Below are 17,862 nucleotides of genomic sequence, written 5' to 3' on the forward strand. Positions count from 1 at the left end.
GAATTTACTCAAGAGCAAGGCGCAACGCCGCTGCCGTAGCAGGTGGCGCAAAGAACAAAGCCAACAGTAAAAAAGCGGCCAGAACGGACAGATGCGCTTGCGCACCCAATCCGGCCTGAACCGCTTGCACCGCCCCCGCCCCGAAAACCAGCACGGGCACGTAAAAGGGCAAAATCAATAAAGCCAGCAAAACCCCTGCCGAGCGCAGGCCCAACACCAAAGCCGCGCCAATCGCCCCCAACAAGGTCAGAACGGGCAGGCCCAGCGCCAGGGACAGCATCAGCACGCCCAGGCTGGACGTAGGCAGACTGAATTGCAGCCCCAGAATCGGAGCCAGCAAAAGCAAGGGCAAGCCTGTCAAAAAGGTATGTGCCAGCACCTTGCCCAAAACCCAAAGGCTAAGCGGCAGGTGAGAAAACAGAACCTGCTCCAGTGCACCATCCTGCTCGTCCTGTTCAAACAGGCGGCTTAGCGACAGCATGGTGGCCAGCAAGGCCGACACCCACAGCACGCCAGGCGCCATCTTGGACAGCAAGGCCGCATCCGCCCCCACACCCAAGGGAAACAGGCTGCACACCACCAAAAAGAAAACCAGTGGAATCAGGACATCGCCGGGGCGACGCATCGCCAGGCGCCACTCACGCTTCATCAAGGCTAAAAAGAGACTCAACATGCCTGCCCCAAATCCAGGTGCAGCACCTTCAAATCCCAGGGCAAGGTCTGGTGGCTAGTTAGAATGACAGCGCCCTGCTTATGCAGATGCTGCGCAATCAACTCGCCCAGAAACTTCTGACCGGCGCTGTCCAGCGCAGTCAGCTGCTCGTCCAGAATCCACAAGGGGCGATTGCTCAGGGACAGGCGCACCAGAAACACGCGGCGACGTTGTCCGGCTGACAGTTGCCGTACAGGCACACGACGGTAAGCCAGCAAACCGCCAGCCAACAACGCTTGGTCGCAAGCGTCCCGCTCTAGGGGAACGCGATCCTGCATGAGCAGGCTGTCCAGATTTTCTTGCACCGACAAACTGCTATTGAGTCCAGGCGCATGTCCGCCATACACCAGCTGCCGTCGGTAATCGCTATCGTTGCTTTGCACGGGACGGTCGTGCCAGATCAGTTGGCCTTCGTCGGCCTGGGCGATATTGGCCAGGATACGCAACAAGCTGGTTTTGCCGCTGCCATTGGGCCCACTGACCAAACAACATTGGCCAGCCTCAAGCCTTAGGCTCAGCTCGGAGAACACACGACGCTGGCCCCGTCTACAGGTCAGCGAAACAGCTTGAAGCACAGCAACCCCTTGTCAAGAAAGCAAACAGAGCGAAGCCGCCCCTGAAAAAAGGCGGCTTGCTTAGCTCGCTAAGTAAAGACGAGCCCTCTTCAAGACAGGGGATGTTTTACTTAGTTCCACAATACCCACGAGAAACTCAAGCTTATTGATCTAGGCCAATCCGGGTTCAAGGCTGCATTCTTGATAAGATGCTGCCTTAGTACTTTCTTTGAGCAATAAACCATGAGCACCCCAATCACCCTGACTCCCCAGCCCCTCAGCCCCGAGGCTTTTGCTCCTTATGGCTGGATGTTGGGTAAAGGTCTGGCCACGGCGCCGGTGACGGCCGCCTTCAGCAATGCCGCCACTGACTTCTGGCACGAACATGCGTTTGACACAGGTCCAAGCGGTCAGACCGAAGTGCTATGGGTGAATTACCGCATTCAAGACCCCAACATCACGACCCTGGAAAACCACCTGCTGACGCAACAGGCACTGATCCCGCTGACTGGCGAAGTAGTCCATATCGTGGCCGAAAGCAAAGCCGAAGGCGGCCCGGATCTGTCCACCCTGAAAGCCTTCCGTATCCCTCAAGGACAAGGTGTGTGCATGCGACCCGGTTGCTGGCACAGCAGTCGGGTTGCTGGGGGTGAAGTGGCCTGTCTGATGTTGACGCGCATCTCTACCACGGTAGATCTGGTCGCCCATTTGAACGAGGGCGAACCCGCCACGGAAAGCGAGTTGCGTCCTCTGGAACAAAGCGTGGTGGTGGCGCTATAAGGTGCCCGCAGCAGAGCGCGACCATCGCTCTGCCCGACACCCGCATCAAAACGTCGATGCCGCGCCGTATTTCAGCGCCAGCTCAATAAAGGCGCGCATTGCAGCAGATTGATAGGCGCCCTTGCGCTGCATCAAAATGGCCCGCCGTTGCGGCGGGGCCGGGTCCAGACTCACAGCCACCAAATACTCGCTATTGCCGGCAATCGCGGCAGGCAACAAGGTCGCCAGACCCGTGCGCCGAACCACCTCGATCACGGCATTGAGCGAGTTCGACTCCATCGAAACCTTCAAATCCAGATCATGCTGACGACAATGGCGTTCGATCTGCCCACGCGTGGCAAACTCGGGCGTCAGCAAAACCAAAGACTCACGCATCAGCGTGTCCCTATCGATGCTGCGGCGCTCGGCCAAGGGGTGCGTGCGGCTCATCACCAACGCCAGCGTCTCCACCAGTAAAGGCTGAAACTCCACGGCAGCCGAAGTCGGCTTTTCAAAAGCGATACCAATATCCAGCTCGTCTTCGACCAATTGCGTTTCCACACGCTCCTGCAGCATTTCCTGCACCACCAGGCGCACATTGGGATAACGGCGGTAAAAGGCCTCTACCAGAGGGCCAATCAAGTAAGACGTAAAGGTAGGCGCCACCGCCACTCGCAAGGAGCCTCGACTCAAATCGCTGACGTCATGCAAGGCCCGCCGCCCTTCTTCCAGATCCTGCAAGGCTTGCCGGGCATAGCGCAAGTAGACCTCGCCCGCATCCGTCAAACGCACAAGACGTCCGGTGCGATCAAACAGTTGTGCGCCCAGATGTTCTTCCAGCTGGCGTACCTGCTGAGACAAGGCCGGTTGAGACACGTGCAAGGCGCGTGCGGCGCGGGTAAAGCTTTGATACTGGGCAACCGCCAGAAAATAATTAAGATGGCGCAAAAGCATAAGGGACCCTTCTATAAGCAAACCCAATGCAAAGCATCAGAAATCGGTATTTTACCTTATGACCCTGAAGGGTTAATCTTCTATCCAAGCCGAACTACAAGGACAAGGATGAAAGACATTATCGACGGTTTCCTGAAATTCCAACGGGAAGCCTATCCCAAGCGCGCCAAGCTCTTCAAAAATCTGGCCACACAACAAAACCCCCGCGCTTTGTTTATCTCTTGCTCCGATAGCCGTCTGGTCCCCGAGCTGGTAACACAACGTGAACCCGGCGATCTGTTCGTGATTCGTAACGCTGGCAACATCGTTCCCTCCTACGGCCCGGAACCCGGTGGTGTGACCGCCTCCGTGGAATACGCCGTGTCCGCCCTGCGTGTATCCGACGTCGTGATTTGTGGACACTCGGATTGTGGTGCCATGACCGCCATTGCCTCCTGTCAGTGCCTGGACCATATGCCCGCTGTAGAACACTGGCTACGCTACGCCGACTCGGCCCGCTTGGTGAATGAAGCCCGCACCCACGCCAACGAGCAGGAACGCATCTCTTCCATGGTGCGTGAGAACGTGGTGGCCCAGTTGGCCAATATCCAGACTCACCCTTCCGTGCGTCTGGCCATGTCCGAAGGCCGCTTGACCCTGCACGGCTGGGTCTACGACATTGAGTCGGGCACGATCGACGCCTATGACGGTGGCAGCATGAAATTTGTGTCCCTGGCTGACAACCCGGATGTATGTGCTGCTCCCTTGGTACGCCGATAAGTTCCTAGCGGACAAAATAAAAAACGCCATGCATTTGCATGGCGTTTTTTTTGCTACCTGCCTACGTTTATCCCCCCCTCAAAAACCTGTGCCTGTCTGTGTCAGGAATAAACGCCTCCCCACTATGATGGTCCTGAACCGATGATCTTTTCATCCCTCTGTTCCATCCGGGTCGCGCGTTCATCTTGAACATCAGGATATAACAAGCAAAGCGCTGTTCAGAACATGCCGCTCGGAGACTCTTTTTTAATGGCTGAACAATGAAAAAAACATGTCTTGCCCTGGCCTTGATGGCCTTGCATGCCGGGACACAGGCACAAGGCTTCTCCAACACCTACTTTATCGGCGACAGCCTGACTGACAGTGGGCAGTTCGGCTCGCGCTTTACCACCAATCCTGGCCAGGTCTGGTCCCAGGTACTGGCTCAGAAACTGGGAACCGACGCGGCCCCTAGCAGCCAAGGTGGTAGCAACTATGCCGTCGGCGGAGCCCGCGTGGCTGTCGATGAGCTGCTGGATCCCAGCAAGCCTCCCAGCCCCACTAATCCCCCTTTGCCCGCGATGACCACGCAGACCGCTCAACTGCTGGCCATGCACAATGGACGCTTGGACGGACAGGCCCTGTACACCGTCTGGGGTGGCGCAAATGACTTGTTTGCCGCCGTAAAAGATCCGTTCAATATGTCCCAAATCGTGGCTGATTCCGTCGGCAATCAAGCCGCCTTGATCAACACGCTATCGCAAGCGGGCGCTCGCTACATTCTGGTCCCCAACATTCCTGATCTGGGCATGACTCCAGAGTTCGCCGGCTCCCCTATCAGCGCGGGTATCGCCACCTTGCTCAGTGACAGCTACAACCAGGCGTTTACCCAGCAGCTCAGTTCCAGCTCTGCCAATATCATTCCCTTGAACGTCTCGGCACTCTTGCATGAAGTGGCTGCCGACCCGCAGGCCTACGGCTTCAGCAACGTCAATACAGCAGCTTGCGGCAGTGTGTCCTCTCGCCTGTGTACGCCTGCCGATCTGGTGGCTCCTGGTGCAGACCAGAACTATCTATTTGCTGATGGTGTCCACCCCACGTCAGGCGGCCATGCTGTTATTGCCGACTATGCCCACGCTGTCGTCAGCGCCCCCAGTCAGGTCGCCATGCTGGCCTCCGCAGCCAATACCGCCGGGCAGATGCAAATGCAGCACATTGACCGTCGTCTGCAAACGGTCAGTTCGTCACAAGACAGAGATCTGGCAGTCTGGTTCCAGGGAGAGGCCATCACGCGCAATGGCAGCAGTGCGAACTCACATCTTGATGGCACGCAAGCAGCCTGGAAGCTGGGTTTGGATAAGCGTCTGGCTGATTGGACGGTCGGTGCCTACCTGTCTTACGACAATCTGGATGGCGATACGGACGAAAAAGGCACTTATAGCCAGAAGCGTCAGTCCGCTGGTCTGTACGGCCGCTGGCAGGCCGAGAATCTATGGGTGAACGCCCAGCTTTTCTACAGCGATCTGGACAATAAAACCCGCCGTCATATCCGTCTGGGTGCCGCTACGCGCGAACACCAGGCCAAAGCAGGTGGCAGCCAATACGGCGGCAAGATCAGCACGGGTTACGACTGGCAGGCCGGTGCCGTCACCCATGGCCCGTTGTTAAGCCTGAGCATGCAGAAGTCCAAGATCAAGGCTCTGTCGGAAGATGGCCGAGGTTTGTCTACCTCCATGGGTTTTGATGCTCAGGACCAGACTTCGGTACAAAGCAGCCTCGGTTACCAGATCAATGTTGCTGTCAGCAATCAGTGGGCCGTTTATGCCTCCGCACAGTGGCTGCATGAATTCAGGAAACCGGCAGAGCTGCTGGGCGCACGCTTGCAGGACGGCGTCTACAACCACCACCACTTTTATCTGCCTACGGATCAGGAGCGCGTGCGTGACACAGGCCTGTTGGAATTGGGTGCGACGGGTCAGCTAAGCAATAACTGGACGCTGGGAGCCGGTGTCAGCACCCAGGTTGGTAAAGGCACCAGCGCTCAAACAGCCTTGTACCTGAATACGGCTTACCGCTTCTAAGTCGGCAAGTCTTCACAACTATTGCGGCATCCTGGCCTGGCCAGGATGCCGCAATTTCAATCTGCTTTACGTACCGATCTGCTGATCAGCCCAACAAGGAATCCAGGGTCTGATTCAGCGTTTCCAAAGGAGTACCAACCGCCGGTAGCTTTGTCACTTTTCGACCATCCACAAACAGCAAGGTCGGATAGGATTGCGCGCCCAAAGCCCGTGCCAAGGCAAAATCAGCCAAGGCTTGTTCCCGGCCTGAACCGTCAGTCAAACGGCGTCGCACAGCATCTACATCCAGGCCATTGGCAGCAGCGATTCCCAGGCAGACCTCCTGATCAGACAAGCTGCGTCCGTTCAAGTAGAAAGCCTGCTGCAACTCGTGCACCCAATGAATGGCCTGCTCCGGATCTTGCGCTCGCAGCACCGCCAAGGCCGTGGCCGCTTCCAGTGAATCCATGACAGTCGAGCCCTCCTCTGCCAAGGCCTTATAAGCAGCCCCAAACGTCGCCCCCGTCATTTGCGCGATGCGCTCGTTGGATTCGGAAATATAAGGGTAGCGGGACATGGGCGCAGCCCGGTCACCCACGAACAAGCCACCCGAGACAGCAGTAAAAGGAATGCGGTGCTTATTGGCCGCTTCGAACTCGACCATGCGTTCGGCAAAACCCCAGCACCAGCCGCAATACACATCCTGCACATACACAATCGAGCGAGCAGGCAAATTGAACGTGTTCATGACATTCCCTAAAAATGGTGTGGCTTCCCGGAATGGGAGAGAAACGGCACTCCTGATCCTAGCCCCCAGACATGAAATGACGCAGAGGATAAAAAGCCGAGGACTCCACTTTATTGAATAAACGTCAGGAAATAAACTTCATTTCCTGTCGGGTGAAAGTCCCTCGCGGCTCGGTATTTCAAGCGGCCTGCAGCAGTACAGACCTCACCGCGCTGAAACCTGTAAAACAAGACCTCCAAACCGTGAGACAAACCTAAGCTTCTGAACCCAAACCGGCTCCTGTGTTGGAATGACACGACTTTCACCTCCCCCTTGAGAGCCCGACCGGCTTTACCTTCCCGGCACAATGCTTTTATAGTGTGGCTTCGATTCATTTCCCGTGAGGTATTCGTCCAATGCGCCACTAATGCCGCCGTCCCTTAGACGGCCAGTCTCCACCCGCCCCCACTACGACTCAGGGGGAGTTCCTGGCATTAATGGAAGCATTACGCATGACGAATCCTTATCTGACGCTGGAAGGCGTGTCCTATACCTTGCCGCAAGGCAAGACCCTGTTTTCCCAACTGAACGAAACCTTCGACTTGCGGCGCACTGGCCTTGTCGGACGCAACGGTGCAGGCAAAACCATTCTGGCTCAAATCCTGGCCGGAGAAATTCAGCCTAGCAGCGGCCGTTGCCTGCGCTCGGGAAAAGTGCATTATCTGGCGCAGCAAGTGGCTTCTGTCAGCGGCTTGCGCGTCGCTGATCTTGCGGGCGTAGGCCCAGCGCTGGACGCCCTTGCCCGGATTGAATCCGGCAGTAGCGCCGTAGAAGACTTCAATCTGATCGAAGACCGTTGGGATATTCGACAGCAATTGCAGGAAGCGCTGGAGCGCAATGGCCTGGGTCATCTGACTGCCGAGACGCCTGCCGAAACATTAAGCGGCGGCCAGGCCATGCGGGTGTCGCTAATCAATGCCTTGCTGTCTCAGGCCGATTTCCTGATTCTGGATGAACCCAGCAACCACCTGGATCGCGACAACCGGCTTGCGCTGATTGAGCAGCTACGACACTGGCCCCATGGCCTGCTGGTCATCAGCCATGATCGCCAACTACTGGACACGATGGAGCACATTGTGGAGCTGTCTTCCCTGGGGCTACGTAGCTATGGCGGCAATTACAGCCACTACGCCGAGCAGAAAGCCTTGGAGCAGCAAAGCGCCATGGACCAGCTTGAGCACCGCAAGCTGGAGCGTCAGCGCGCAGAAAGCACCATGCAAGAGCAGCGTCAACGTCAGGAGCGTAGACAGGCACGTGGCAATCAACAGGGCAAGCAGGCCAATCAGGCCAAAATCCTGCTGGACAGGCAAAAGGGCCGCAGTGAAGCCACCACCGGCAAACTGCGTCAACAACACGTGACGGCTCAAAAGCAGTTAGCGCAACGCGTGCAGGAAGCGGCCGAGTTGATCGAACAGGACAGCGCCATCAATCTGCATGCCCTGCCCTTGGTGCCGCTAAGCCGCCAACGCGTTGTGGAGCTGGATGAAGTAAAGCTCCCTTTTGCCCCGGTAGACCAAACCCCAATCTCGATGCTACTAAGCGGCCAGCAACGGATAGGTGTCATAGGCCCGAACGGATGCGGGAAATCCACGCTACTCAAGGTCATTGCAGGCCAATTGGCACCCGTTTCAGGCCACTGCAAAGTAGTGCCACAACATGTTTATCTGGATCAGGGCTTGGCCGATCTGGATCCACAGCAAACCGTGCTGGAGCAGATACAGGCCGTCAACCGCAAAAGCAGCGAAGGCGACTTGCGCATGCGTCTGGCACAACTGGGACTGGACGCCCAAAAAGTCACCGGCCCCAGCGCTGCCTTGAGCGGTGGCGAACGCCTGAAAGCCGCCCTGGCCTGCGTGCTGTACGCGGATCCTCCGCCACAACTGCTGCTTCTGGATGAACCCAGCAACCATTTGGATCTGCCTTCAACCTTGGCCCTGGAAACCATGTTGAGCAGCTACCAGGGCACGCTGATGGTGGTCTCGCACGACGATGCCTTCATGAACAATCTTGGGCTGACGGAACGGCTGGAATTTAGTGAAGAAGGCTGGAAATTACGGCCTTGGTAGCGGAGCAAAAACATAAGTGACTCGCCCCCGCTATCTTGACTGCAAACACTGATGGCGGTGGATCCGAGATCCGAATTCCGGAGCAATTGCCCACTAATAACAAGGTTTTGAAGCTGCTGCGCTTAATGAATTGAACTATCACTTCAAATTCACTGTCTTTACGCGAAAAACCTGACGCTTTCCAAAGCATCGAAGCTGCATGATTTTAGATGCACTCGTACAAAGTCTGCCTAAGGTTCCCAAGTAGTTCCCTTGCCAAACGCTCTGCTTCCTCACCCCTCGTATCCCAACGATCAACCACCTCACCGACATACGCCAGACGCGCATATTCCAAGGTCTTTGCCAGCTCCGCGGACAGCCTGGGAATAGCCCACTCTGCTGCCTGCTCTTTAGTCACAAAATCCCCATGAACACCTGTTCGCCACATGCGCGCCAAGGTCAGCAGAACATTGCGCTCGTCTCCACGCAGCCCTTCATGCAAGGGATCTACACCATCCCGCATTGCCTGGCGTATATGCTCGATCGGTGTAGCCGGAACATCTGCCAGCACATCGCTCCCCCATAACAACTGCGCCTGCTGGCGGGCCTGGGCCAAGAGCAAGGTATATTCCGGGTCAGCAGAGGCGTCGGACAAGTAGCCCTCCTTGAAGGCATCCCGCAGCCATTCACCGTAAATAAACTCCACCTTGGCCGGATGAACATTGCGTTGAAGATCTGCCAGACGACACACCACCAGCTCGATACAACGCGGACCACCAGGCGTGGCCGGATGAGGGGCTGAAACAGACAATAAAGCTGCAATCAGATCCTGACGCTGTTCATCTGACAGGGGAGCATCAACCACCGCCAATATATCCAGATCGCTATGTGGCCGGAGCCCTCCGGCCACAGCGGAACCGTGCAGATAAAGAGCTTGCACATTAGGGGTCAAGATTTTTTGTACGAGTTCCAAGGTAGCGCGCAACTGGTTGTTTGGATTTTCTGAATCCAGCATTCAACAAAGTCTCTTCAAAAACAGGATTAGCGACATAAGACAGCCATCAAGGTTGGTGGCCCCTTCCTGCCATGCACCCTCACAAACCCCGACTGCCCGTCAAACTCTTAGCGCGTCGCTGGATACGAAACCGGACGCACTGGCCCTTTATAAAGCCCAAAGGCCAGACCCGCAATAATCGCGCTGATCGACAAGGCCTCAACAAAACTTACTTGCTCGCCCAATATCAGCATGGAACTGCCCAAACCAAACACCGGAATCAGCAAGGACAAGGGGGCTACCGTGGACACCGGATACAGCTTGAGCAAGGAATTCCAGCCCCAGTAAGAAAAGTGCGTAGCCAGATAAACCTGAAACAGAATCGACATGACCGACATCAGGTTGATCGCCTCTGGCAGAGTCGTGAAGGGTTCGGCCCCGTGCAGCCAGTACGAAACCAGAAAAAGTGGAATAGGTGGAAACAGGCTGGCCCACACCATGAACGAGAAAATCTCCTTCACACCGGACAGTTTGATGATCACATTCCCGATACTCCAGGACACGGCACTCAACACAACCAGCACCAGCCCGAAGGTGGCATCCCCACCACCCTGAGACAAGATAATGCCCACCAGGCCCACAAACGCGATCAAGGCTCCCAGCAGTTGCGTCGCTCGCAAGCGTTCCTTGAACAGCAAAGCGCCCCAGCCCATCGTAAAGAAGGCACTAAGCTGAATCAGCAGCGAGGCCACGCCCGGATGGACACCCACCTGAATGCCATAGTTGATAATCCCCCACATGCCCAGGCCAAAAATAAAGCCATAAATCACCACATAGCGAAACGGGATATTGGGTCTGGGAATGAAGAACACCAGCGGCAAGGCCGCCAGAGTAAAACGTATCCCCGTAAGCAGAAAAGGCTCCATGGAAAGCAAGCCCAGCTTGGTGATCGGGAAATTCACTCCCCAAACCAGAGTGACCAAAATGGCAAGAATCAGGTGTTTTTTTTGCATGTCCGACAGCTCCAGACGAGGCCGGGGGGTCAATTCCCCCGGCCTGCTCCACTAGTTGATTGAAAACCGCTTCTGCATCAGGCAAAGCCCCGCGATTTCCATCAACAAGTGATCAGCAGACAAGCGCTGCTCACTAGAAAGCGTGGGGATTTTCTTCAGGAAATTTCTGACTCGACCGGCATCGAAAAAGGGCACCCGATTCAAGAGATCGCTATGAAGGGTGTCACTGACAAACTGATGCAGCCGCGACTGAGGTGCCAGGCTGGCTGGCGGCGCACGGAAGTACTGTTTTTTGCGCTCGTAGATTTCAGCAGGCAGGTAAGGCCGCATTGCTTCACGCAAGGCGTACTTCTCCGTTTTGCCGCGTACTTTCATGGGAATGGACAGGTTGCACGCATACTCCACGACACGGTGATCCAGCAGCGGAGGACGTCCCTCCAGACTGCCTGCCATCTCCATGCGGTCACCCAGCGACGTCAGCACCAGATTGGGCAAACTGGATTTGGCCACCATATACAGGGCCCGATTCACAGGCGACCAGGACGCAAAGGAATGCGGCTTGAGGCGGTTATAGAACTGGCCATAGGGATCGCGATACGCATTTCTGTCCATAAAGCCCGTGCTGTACAGGCTGGCCAAAGGATCAAAAATTCCGGCCTGCCCATCCAGCCAGGAGACTTTGTGTCCCAACTCGCGATTCACCCAGGCCGTCCCTACTTCCTGACTATCCAGATAACGGCCAGAACCTGCCCCCATCTGCTGCAACAACTCGGACACTACGGTCTGGTCCTGCCCCTGGTTGTCGTACAACAGCATGTCACGGCGGCTATGGGGATAACCGGCAAACACCTCGTCTGCCCCTTCGCCGGTAATAACGGCTCGCATCCCATTGCTCTGTACAAATTTGCACAATAGGTACTTGCCTACGCTATGAGCATTGGTGAAGGGCACTTCAGCGTGCCAGAGAGCATGTTCGTAATTGTCTGCAAGGTCATTGGAGCTGACGCTAAGCACATTCATGTGTGCTTGGTTATGCCGGGCAGCAATCTCGGCAAAATGGCGCTCGTCGTAACCCTCTTCACCCTCAAAAGACAGGTGAAATGCTTGCAGCTGCTGACCTTGCAATTGCGTGCACATGCCCAGCATGGCTGAAGAGTCCAGGCCACCACTCAGGCAAACCCCAATTGGTACATCCGCATGCAGACGCAGTTTGACCGACTCCTCGACCACTGCGCGCAGTCCCTCAATCTGCTCTTGTTCAGAGCGCGCTTCCAGAGTCTGGCCTGAATCCGGAAAGCTCCAATCCCAATAGCTCTCGGTCTGAACGCCGCTTTGATCCACGATCAGCCAAGAGCCTGGTCGCACGCTGCGGATCTTCTGGAACACGGTACGATCGCGCAAAATGAAATAGCGATTCGCGTACGAATCCTCATCCCACTGAGCCGGCACACCAGCTGCCAGCAAGGCTTTGATCTCGGAGCCGAAGTACCATCGGCCATTATGCTCGGCGTAGTACAGGGGCTTGACCCCGATCCGGTCCCGGATCGCAATCAGTTGGCGACGTGCACGGTCATACAACAGAATCGAGAACTCGCCGCGCAGCTCTTTAAGCGCACGCACACCATGTCGCCGGTACAAATGCAGTGCAATTTCACTGTCTGACGATGTTTTAAAGCGGCAACCACTGTCTTCCAGTTCTTTGCGAATGCGTTTGTAGTCATAAAACTCGCCATTCACCATCAGAACCAGATCACCCTCGTCCGCGACAATAGGCTGGGTGCCATTTCCCAGGCCCACCAAACCCAGTCGCACATAACCAAAACCCACTTGCCCCATGGGGTCAAACCAGGTGCTGGAGCTATCGGGCCCGCGATGGTGAATTTCGCGCAAAGCCTGATCAAACATATTTCGGGGCAAGTCCGTAGGGACTGCAGAGAACACACCGACATAACCACACATACAGCTCTCCCTTACTGCTCATTTGTTTTTGATGCCAAGTCACAGCGCCATCGCTTGATTGGCGATTTAATTGAGAAACTTCTGCTTCTTGCTGATGCCGGGCTTAGCTCACCTTGTTCTTTTTCTTGTCCAGAAAATCTGCCAGCCTGGCACTGGTTTCCGGATCAGACTGAACCACGGCGGCAATCAAGGCCTCGGTCAGCAAACCGTCTTGCTGGCTTTGATCCGTGATACGCGGCAGCACATGAGTAATGGCGTAATTGGTCATGGGCAGATTGGAGGCAATCGTCCTGGCCAGCTCCTTGGCTTTGGCCAGGGCCTCGCCTTCGGTCGTCAGATACTGGGCAATACCTTTGGTGATGCTCTCCTCGGCATAAACGCTACGGCCTGTCAGCATCATGTCCGTCATCAGGCTCAAGCCCGCCAGACGAGGCAGGCGCACGGAGCCACCTACCCCCACGTAAAGACCACGCATGCCTTCAGGCAAAGAGAAAAAGGCAGTCTCATCGACCACTCGGATATGGCATGCCGTGGCAATTTCCAGTCCACCACCAATTGCCGCGCCCGACATGGCCGCCACGACGGGGACCTTGCCGTACTGAATCAGCTCGAAGGTCTCGTGCCACTCACGGAAGAAATGCACACAATCAATCACCGACTGATTGCGCACTTCACCCAGATCCAGGCCCGCACAAAAATGCTTGCTGGTGCTGTAGAGAACAGCGGCCCCAATGTCGCTGCCTATCGTGGAAAAAACACGACGCAATTCATGCATCACCGCCAAGGACATGGCATTGCGCTTTTCTGGCCGGTTCAAACCCACCAGCAGCACCGCACCTTCCTGCTGCACCGTTAAATACTCAAAATCGTCCATTCCCTCTTATCCCCAAGTAATTAATGTTTGCTGATCTTATGGGGACTGCCGGATTCCCACCTTTAAAAGTGGGTCAGTTTTTGGCAAAATTGGGCCATGAGCATTTCCGTGAATGACTACCCTCTGGAAAACTCGAACTGGGATGTGGAAGTCAGCCTGCGTGCCTTCACATCAGGGTCGATCTTTCCCAAGCACGTGCACCAGTGCGGACAGCTTGCCTATGCCGCATCGGGGGTTTTGTCGATGTTCACGGAAAAAGGAAATTGGGTCGTGCCCAGCAAAAGGGCACTGTGGGTGCCGCCGGGCGTGGCGCATGAAATGCATATGCGTGGCGATGTCACGATGGTGAATACCTATCTGACACGGCAGGCAATCGAACAGGCGCAACTGCCTGATGACTGCCAGGTGTTCGGCGTCTCGCCCTTGCTGCGGCATCTGTTCAGCGCGGCCATGGAACTACCTGCCGAACGGCCGGATTGCGAACGTACTCATCACGTCATTGGTCTACTGGTAGAAGAAATCCGGCTGATGCCCAGGCTGGGCCTGAGTGCCCCCCTGCCCTCTGACAGCAGACTCGGGGCCGCCTGTCAGCGCTTTCTGGATAATCCCACCCAGAATATCTCTACTGATGAGATGGCCGCCTGGGCCATGCTAAGCCGCCGCACCTTCACCCGTCGCTTCAAGGAGCATATGGGCATGACGTACCTGGCCTGGCGACAGCAAATGTGCCTGCTGGTGTCGATTACTCGTTTGGGAAATGGAGAGCCGGTCACCCGAGTGGCCTCGGATCTGGGCTTTAGCAGCCCCAGCGCATTTTCTACTATTTTTCGTCGCGCTTTGGGGCAACCGCCTAGCCAGTATCTGGCGACGAGCAGGGAAGTGCCGGTTTATTAAGTCTAACGCTCGCTTTTCATTAGCTTAATTTTCTGGCTTTTTTTATAAACTTTAAGAGCAACGTCACGCGTCATAAAAAAACAGGCCTTTGGAATATCCAAAGGCCTGCTATTTACTCTGCACGTCAAAAGACGCTCTAGGGTATTAGACGTTGAACAAGAAGTTCAGCACGTCACCATCTTTCACAACGTATTCCTTGCCTTCAGCGCGCATCTTGCCGGCTTCCTTGGCACCTTGTTCGCCCTTGCAGGCCACAAAGTCATCAAAAGCGATGGTCTGTGCACGGATAAAGCCGCGCTCAAAGTCGGTGTGGATCACGCCTGCAGCTTGAGGGGCGGTATCGCCCACGCGGATGGTCCAGGCGCGGACTTCTTTAACACCTGCAGTGAAGTAAGTTTGCAGGCCCAGCAGGCTGTAGGCAGCGCGGATAACGCGGTTCAGGCCTGGCTCTTCCATGCCCAGATCGGACAAGAACTCAATCTTGTCAGCGTCGTCCAGTTCAGCGATTTCAGCTTCTACGGCAGCACATACAGCCACAACAGGAGCGCCATCAGCGGCAGCATAGTTCTGTACGGCTTCCAGGTGTGGGTTGTTGGTGAAACCGTCTTCTTTCACGTTGGCCACGTACATGGTGGGCTTGGCGGTGATGAAGCCGTAGGATTTGATCTGGTGCAGTTCGTCTTCGTCCAGCTTCAGCGAACGCACGGACTTGCCTTCTCCCAGTGCTTTCTCGATACGCTCCAGCAGGGCTACCAGCTTGGCAGCGTCTTTATCACCCGAGCGAGCCAGTTTCTGGTTACGGTGCACGGCTTTTTCAACCACGCCCAAGTCGGCCAGCGCCAGCTCGGTGTTGATGATTTCGATGTCAGCCAAGGGGTCAACCTTACCGGCAACGTGAATGACGTTGTCATCGGCAAAGCAGCGCACCACGTGCACGGTGGCGTCGGTTTCGCGGATGTTGGCCAGGAACTGGTTACCCAGGCCTTCGCCCTTGGAAGCACCGGCGACCAGACCAGCGATGTCTACAAATTCCACCACGGCAGGCAAAATGCGCTCGGGATTCACGATCTTGGCCAGATCTTGCAAACGCTGGTCAGGAACTTCGACCACACCGACGTTCGGTTCGATGGTGCAGAAGGGGTAGTTTTCAGCCGCAATGCCGGCTTTGGTCAGAGCGTTGAACAGAGTGGATTTACCAACGTTGGGCAAGCCAACGATGCCGCATTGCAGTGCCATGAGTATCCTGAAAATCAAAGAGTTATATAAACGATGCACTATTGTAGCGCCCTTGGGCGCTACAGAGCCTGCAGACGGGTCAGAACAGTCGTGCCGGGGACACAGGCTAGCGCCTTGAAACGCGGGCTTGCCTAGACAGGAATGCCGTCAAACAGCTTGAGCAGGCCAATAATCAGCAAGACCGGGCCACCATTGAAGATGGCATGCAGCACGATCGATGCACCAATGCCTCGACGCACTCGCAGCCAGGCCAGTACCAACCCTGTCAAACATTGGGGCAGCACCAGCATGGGCAGCAAATACCAGCTCATACTGTTGAGCTGAAAGTTATACAAATGCAGCGCTCCAAAAGCCAGCGTTGCACCATAAAACACCCAGGGAAAGAAACGCCAATAGCGTCGCATGGATGAAAAGCGCCATGCCCTTCCCTGCAAGGCACCCACCAACTTGCGCCACCAGCTACTGCCTGTGGGCAAGGCTTGGCGTGGCATGCCGGTATAACGGCTGATCCAGACAGCCAGGCACAAGACCAGCAAGCCTTGTATCAACCACCAGCCTGGTCCCTGAAACATCAGGAACACCGCCAGCGGAACAACCGTCAGCCATTGTGACGGCCGTCTCAACACGAAACGAAAGACCAGCTCTTCCACAATAGGTGCCCAGATAATGGCTTGCACCCAAGGAATACGCGTCGGGTCCAGACGATGCTGCGCACCGCCCACACCTGCTACCGAGACAGCGATCGGGCCCAGTACCAGCGCATTAATCAGCCACAGCATGCCCGCCCATTGCAGCAGACGCTTCCAGGGCAAGGGAGCAAACCAGTCCAGATACCAGCCGTCACCCTGGACTCTGCCAGGCAAACGCCGGGCGCTACGAGGGTGACGCAGAAAATAAAAGAAATCTTTAAGCTCGTCCCGGAAACGCATCTGGCTGCTTGGCGCTGGCTTCATGCGTCAAGCCTTCTGGGGCGCGTAAAGCTGGCGGGTCGCCTGCTCAAAGTCGCCACGCAGCAAAGCAGGCATCATGACGCGGCAGCGATTCATGCCGTCCTCGATCTCGCGCAGCTCTTCATTGCGAGGGGTATGCAGTACAAAGTTCACCACTTGCTGGGCCAGGCCCAAGGTGCGAGGGTGACCAATGCCCAGGCGCAAGCGCCAGAAATCCGGTGTCCCAAAGGCGGACTGGATGTCGCGCAGGCCGTTATGCCCGGCGTGCCCACCGCCTTTTTTCATCTTCACCTGACCGGGCAGCAAATCCAGTTCGTCATGCAGGACCAGCACCTGTTCGGGCTTGAGCTTGTAGAAACGCATCAAGGCACCGGCGGCTTGCCCGGACTTGTTCATGAAGGTAATGGGTTTGGCGATGATGACGTTTTCACCTTCAAAACGCGCTTTGGCCACCCAGGAGAAAAAGGATTTTTCCAGGTTGAACGTTGCATGCAGATCATCAGCCAACTGGTCTGCCAACCAAAAGCCCGCATTGTGACGGGTGGTTTCGTACTCAGGGCCAGGATTACCCAGGCCAACAATCAAACGGATAGGCTCAGACATGAATGTTTTCGCAGAAAGCGCCTGCTCCGGCAAAGGCGCAGGCACAAATAACAAACCCCCGCCAGCATACGCTGACAGGGGTTGATTCGCCAAGCTGCGAGCCGACCGAAGCCGGCTGGCAATCTTGATTACTCGGCGCTTTCTTCTGTTGCTTCCGAAGCAGCAGCACCACCGCCAACTGGCAGAGCAGCAGCCAGCAGAGGGTTGGCTTCGTTACCAGCGTAAGTAACACCACGTGGCAGCTTGATGCTGTCCAGGTGCACGTTGGCGTTGGCAGTCATGCCGCTCAGGTCCACAGTGATGGACGCTGGCAGGTTAGCTGGCAAGCAGGTGATTTCCAGTTCGGTCAGGATGTGGCTGATAACTTGGCTGCTCAGCTTGACGGCTGGGGACACGTCGCCACCTTCAAAGTTCAGAGGAACTTTGGTGGTGATGGCTTGCGAAGCCAGAACGCGTTGGAAATCAACGTGCAGAACTTGCTGCTTGTAAGGGTGCCACTGAACCGAGCGCAACAGCACTTTTTCAGCTTTACCGTCCAGTTCCATCGTCAGGATGGAAGCGTGGAAGGCTTCTTTACGCAGGTTGTGGTAGGTCTCGTTGTGATCCAGAGCGATCACGACGGGTTGTTCGTCGCCACCGTAAACGATAGCGGGAACCTGGCCAGCGCGACGCAGGCGGCGGCTCGCACCCGTACCCTGTACATCACGCGAAGTAGCGGTGAATTTCATGT

The 17,862-nt window shown here is 56.0% G+C and carries 17 protein-coding genes; 5 read left to right on the forward strand and 12 right to left on the reverse strand.

Annotation, left to right across the window (positions count from 1 at the left end; translation table 11 throughout):
- Nucleotides 1–4: 4 nt before the first annotated feature.
- Both ccmB and ccmA read right to left on the reverse strand, forming a co-directional pair.
- Nucleotides 5–673: a heme exporter protein CcmB gene (gene ccmB, locus D0C27_RS07665; protein ID WP_022983243.1), complete on the reverse strand. Its 669-nt coding sequence runs from the start codon at nucleotides 671–673 to the stop codon at nucleotides 5–7.
- A complete protein-coding gene (ccmA, locus tag D0C27_RS07670; RefSeq protein WP_137430708.1) occupies nucleotides 667–1,287 on the reverse strand; it encodes a cytochrome c biogenesis heme-transporting ATPase CcmA in 621 nt (206 codons plus the stop codon). Before ccmA ends, ccmB begins: the two co-directional genes overlap by 7 nt.
- 222 nt (nucleotides 1,288–1,509) lie before the next feature.
- On the opposite strand from ccmA, the gene D0C27_RS07675 reads away from it, so the two are divergent.
- On the forward strand, nucleotides 1,510–2,046 hold the full coding sequence (locus tag D0C27_RS07675; protein ID WP_137430709.1) for an ureidoglycolate lyase: 537 nt from the start codon (nucleotides 1,510–1,512) through the stop codon (nucleotides 2,044–2,046).
- A gap of 45 nt (nucleotides 2,047–2,091) precedes the next feature.
- Here the strand turns inward: D0C27_RS07675 and cynR are convergent, their stop codons facing one another.
- Entirely contained in the window at nucleotides 2,092–2,979 is an 888-nt protein-coding gene (gene cynR / locus D0C27_RS07680) for a transcriptional regulator CynR (protein WP_009462356.1), read from the reverse strand.
- A gap of 108 nt (nucleotides 2,980–3,087) precedes the next feature.
- Here cynR and D0C27_RS07685 point away from each other — a divergent pair, with 108 nt between their 5' ends.
- A complete protein-coding gene (locus D0C27_RS07685; RefSeq protein WP_022983244.1) occupies nucleotides 3,088–3,738 on the forward strand; it encodes a carbonic anhydrase in 651 nt (216 codons plus the stop codon).
- Nucleotides 3,739–3,998: 260 nt separating this feature from the next.
- A complete protein-coding gene (locus D0C27_RS07690; protein WP_137430710.1) occupies nucleotides 3,999–5,798 on the forward strand; it encodes an autotransporter outer membrane beta-barrel domain-containing protein in 1,800 nt (599 codons plus the stop codon).
- Nucleotides 5,799–5,883: 85 nt separating this feature from the next.
- Here D0C27_RS07690 and D0C27_RS07695 read toward each other — a convergent pair whose 3' ends face one another.
- Nucleotides 5,884–6,525, reverse strand: a complete 642-nt coding sequence (locus D0C27_RS07695; protein WP_137430711.1) for a DsbA family protein — start codon at nucleotides 6,523–6,525, stop codon at nucleotides 5,884–5,886.
- A gap of 491 nt (nucleotides 6,526–7,016) precedes the next feature.
- Between D0C27_RS07695 and D0C27_RS07700 the strand changes: the two genes are divergently transcribed.
- Nucleotides 7,017–8,630: an ABC-F family ATP-binding cassette domain-containing protein gene (locus D0C27_RS07700; protein WP_137430712.1), complete on the forward strand. Its 1,614-nt coding sequence runs from the start codon at nucleotides 7,017–7,019 to the stop codon at nucleotides 8,628–8,630.
- Nucleotides 8,631–8,835: 205 nt separating this feature from the next.
- Here D0C27_RS07700 and D0C27_RS07705 read toward each other — a convergent pair whose 3' ends face one another.
- The 4 genes from D0C27_RS07705 to D0C27_RS07720 all read right to left on the reverse strand — a co-directional run bounded on the left by D0C27_RS07705 (nucleotide 8,836) and on the right by D0C27_RS07720 (nucleotide 13,449).
- Nucleotides 8,836–9,624 (reverse strand): aminoglycoside adenylyltransferase domain-containing protein, encoded by a 789-nt coding sequence (locus D0C27_RS07705; RefSeq protein WP_170978554.1) that lies wholly within the window; start codon nucleotides 9,622–9,624, stop codon nucleotides 8,836–8,838.
- Nucleotides 9,625–9,731: 107 nt separating this feature from the next.
- Nucleotides 9,732–10,616 carry an EamA family transporter gene (locus D0C27_RS07710; RefSeq protein WP_115634260.1) on the reverse strand — a complete coding sequence of 295 codons (885 nt, stop codon included), beginning with the start codon at nucleotides 10,614–10,616 and terminating at the stop codon, nucleotides 9,732–9,734.
- A gap of 51 nt (nucleotides 10,617–10,667) precedes the next feature.
- Nucleotides 10,668–12,575: an asparagine synthase (glutamine-hydrolyzing) gene (gene asnB / locus D0C27_RS07715; RefSeq protein ID WP_115634261.1), complete on the reverse strand. Its 1,908-nt coding sequence runs from the start codon at nucleotides 12,573–12,575 to the stop codon at nucleotides 10,668–10,670.
- 103 nt (nucleotides 12,576–12,678) lie between these two features.
- Nucleotides 12,679–13,449, reverse strand: a complete 771-nt coding sequence (locus D0C27_RS07720; RefSeq protein WP_137430713.1) for a crotonase/enoyl-CoA hydratase family protein — start codon at nucleotides 13,447–13,449, stop codon at nucleotides 12,679–12,681.
- A 96-nt stretch (nucleotides 13,450–13,545) separates the two neighbouring features.
- Here D0C27_RS07720 and D0C27_RS07725 point away from each other — a divergent pair, with 96 nt between their 5' ends.
- Complete coding sequence (locus D0C27_RS07725) at nucleotides 13,546–14,343, forward strand: AraC family transcriptional regulator (RefSeq protein WP_115634263.1); 798 nt, start codon at nucleotides 13,546–13,548, stop codon at nucleotides 14,341–14,343.
- A gap of 144 nt (nucleotides 14,344–14,487) precedes the next feature.
- Here the strand turns inward: D0C27_RS07725 and ychF are convergent, their stop codons facing one another.
- The 4 genes from ychF to D0C27_RS07745 form a co-directional block, all read right to left on the reverse strand.
- Nucleotides 14,488–15,579 (reverse strand): redox-regulated ATPase YchF, encoded by a 1,092-nt coding sequence (gene ychF / locus D0C27_RS07730; RefSeq protein ID WP_009461081.1) that lies wholly within the window; start codon nucleotides 15,577–15,579, stop codon nucleotides 14,488–14,490.
- A 131-nt stretch (nucleotides 15,580–15,710) separates the two neighbouring features.
- On the reverse strand, nucleotides 15,711–16,532 hold the full coding sequence (locus D0C27_RS07735; RefSeq protein WP_137430714.1) for a CPBP family glutamic-type intramembrane protease: 822 nt from the start codon (nucleotides 16,530–16,532) through the stop codon (nucleotides 15,711–15,713).
- Between the two features lie 3 nt (nucleotides 16,533–16,535).
- Nucleotides 16,536–17,132 (reverse strand): aminoacyl-tRNA hydrolase, encoded by a 597-nt coding sequence (gene pth / locus D0C27_RS07740; protein WP_009461083.1) that lies wholly within the window; start codon nucleotides 17,130–17,132, stop codon nucleotides 16,536–16,538.
- A gap of 128 nt (nucleotides 17,133–17,260) precedes the next feature.
- Entirely contained in the window at nucleotides 17,261–17,860 is a 600-nt protein-coding gene (locus D0C27_RS07745; protein ID WP_009461084.1) for a 50S ribosomal protein L25/general stress protein Ctc, read from the reverse strand.
- Nucleotides 17,861–17,862 lie beyond the last annotated feature (2 nt).

Origin of the sequence: Alcaligenes faecalis, assembly GCF_005311025.1 — a bacterium.
Taxonomy (GTDB): Bacteria; Pseudomonadota; Gammaproteobacteria; order Burkholderiales; family Burkholderiaceae_B; genus Alcaligenes; species Alcaligenes phenolicus.